This window comes from Methylobacterium hispanicum (assembly GCF_022179285.1).
Taxonomy (GTDB): Bacteria; Pseudomonadota; Alphaproteobacteria; order Rhizobiales; family Beijerinckiaceae; genus Methylobacterium; species Methylobacterium hispanicum.
Genome location: NZ_BPQO01000073.1, coordinates 1 through 2,311, shown reverse-complemented (window position 1 = coordinate 2,311; position 2,311 = coordinate 1). Strand labels below are relative to the sequence as shown.

Annotated in this window: 3 protein-coding genes; all 3 read left to right on the top strand. The window is 71.2% G+C overall.

Going from position 1 to position 2,311, the window contains the following annotated elements; all coding sequences use genetic code 11:
* Positions 1-552: dTDP-glucose 4,6-dehydratase (locus MFF56_RS31750; RefSeq protein ID WP_238232188.1), on the top strand; the 552-nt coding region annotated here is incomplete at its 5' end.
* Positions 553-567: 15 nt separating this feature from the next.
* Entirely contained in the window at positions 568-1,461 is an 894-nt protein-coding gene (gene rfbD, locus MFF56_RS31745) for a dTDP-4-dehydrorhamnose reductase (protein ID WP_238232186.1), read from the top strand.
* A 2-nt stretch (positions 1,462-1,463) separates the two neighbouring features.
* A partial coding sequence (rfbA, locus tag MFF56_RS31740) for a glucose-1-phosphate thymidylyltransferase RfbA (RefSeq protein ID WP_238232183.1) occupies positions 1,464-2,311 on the top strand: 848 nt, incomplete at its 3' end.

The window sequence follows — 2,311 nt, the reverse complement described above, 5'->3', positions numbered from 1 at the left end:
GCGCGCGCATGGCACGAGACCTACGGCCTGCCGGTGCTGGTGACGAACTGCTCGAACAACTACGGCCCGCGCCACTTCCCCGAGAAGCTGATCCCGCTGATGATCCTGAACGCGCTGGAGGGTCGGCCGCTGCCGGTCTACGGCGACGGCCTGAACGAGCGCGACTGGATCCACGTAGAGGATCACGCCAGGGGTCTGGTGGCGGTGCTGGAGCGGGGGCGGATCGGCGAGACCTACCTGCTGGGGGGACGCGCCGTGCGCAACAACCTCGCGGTGGTCGAGGCCCTGTGCGCGTCCTTCGACCGGCTGCGGCCGGAGGGTGCGCCGCACGCGCGGCTGATCACGTTCGTGGCCGATCGTCCGGGCCACGACCGGCGCTACGCGATCGATCCGTCCAAGGCGGAGGCCGAGCTCGGCTGGCGGCCGACCAAGGTGTTCGAAGAAGCGCTGGAGGAGACGGTCCGCTGGTACCTCGCCAACGAGGCCTGGTGGCGCCCGATCCGCGAGGGCCGCTACACCGGCGAGCGCCTCGGCCTCCAGAAGGCCAGCTGAAGCATGAGTGCGCGCTTGGACATCCTCCTCCTCGGCGGCGCCGGCCAGGTCGGCACGGAACTCCGGGCGCTCGGCTGGCCCGAGGACGTGCGCCTGCACGCGCCCGGCCGCGACGCCCTCGACATCACCGATGAGAGCGCTCTCGCGGCGGCCTTCGCGGAGCGGGCCTACGGCGCGGTGATCAACACGGCCGCCTACACGGCGGTGGACAAGGCCGAGAGCGCGGTGGCCGAGGCCTGGCGGCTCAACGCGCTGGCGCCCGCCTACCTCGCCGCGGAGACGGCGCGGGCCGGGATCCCGCTCGTCCACGTCTCGACCGACTACGTCTTCGACGGGGAGACCCCCGGCCCCTACTGGCCGGACGACCCGATCGACCCGCAGAGCGTCTACGGTGCCAGCAAGGCGGCCGGCGAACTGGCCGTGCGCACCGCCAACCCGCGCCACGCCATCCTGCGCACCGCCTGGGTGGTGAGCCCGCACCGGGCGAACTTCGTGAAGACCATGCTTCGGCTCTCCGCCGAGCGCGACGGCCTCAACGTCGTCGCCGACCAGCACGGCTGCCCGACCTCGGCCGCCGACCTCGCCGCGGCGCTGAAGACCGTGACCCTGCGCCTCGTCGCGGATGCGTCGGCGCCGACCGGCACGTTCCACTGCGTCAACGCGGGCGAGACCACGTGGCACGGCTTCGCCGAGGCCATCGTGGCGGGTGCGGCCCGGCGCGGCGGCCGGAGCGTGCCCGTGTCGGGCATCCCGACCTCGGCCTACCCGACACCGGCGCGGCGACCCGCCAACTCGGTCCTCTCGACCGAGACGCTGGCCCAGGCCTACGGCATCACCATGCGCCCCTGGCAGGCGGCGCTCGACGACATTCTCGACCGGCTCGTCGGCCCGGTCGGCACCGGAGTTTGAGGATGAAGGGGATCGTTCTGGCCGGAGGTTCCGGCACGCGGCTGCACCCGGCGACGCTGTCGATCAACAAGCAGCTCCTGCCGGTCTACGACAAGCCGATGATCTACTACCCCGTGTCGGTGCTGATGCTCGCCGGAATCCGGAACATCCTGATCATCTCGAGCCCTGAGCACCTCGGCAACTACCAGCGCCTGTTCGGCACCGGCGAGCAGTTCGGCCTGACCTTCTCCTACGCCGTGCAGCCCCGGCCCGAGGGCCTCGCCCAGGCCTTCATCATCGGGCGCGACTTCGTCGGCGCGGACGACGTCGCGCTAATCCTGGGCGACAACCTGTTCTTCGGCGCGGGCATGGGCGAGATGCTGGAGCGCGCCGCCGCCCGCAAGGCCGGCGCGACCGTGTTCGCCTACCATGTCGAGAACCCGCAGGCCTACGGCGTGGTCACCCTCGATCGGGCGGGCCGGCCGCTGCGCCTCGTCGAGAAGCCATCGGAGCCCGAATCCACCTGGGCGGTCACGGGCCTGTACTTCTACGACAACCAAGTGCTCGACATCGCCGCCGACGTGAAGCCCTCGCCCCGCGGCGAGCTGGAGATCACGAGCGTCAACGAGGCCTATCTGGAGCGCGGCCAGCTCCACGTCGAGCGGATGAGCCGGGGCTACGCCTGGCTCGACACCGGCACACACGACAGCCTGCTCGAGGCCTCCGAGTTCGTGCGCACGATCCAGCACCGGCAGGGCCTGCAGGTGGCCTGCCTGGAGGAGATCGCCTACCTGCAGGGCTTCATCGGGCGCGAGCAGCTGGTGGCGCGGGGCGAGCTCTTCGCCAAGACGAATTACGGCCAGAACCTGCT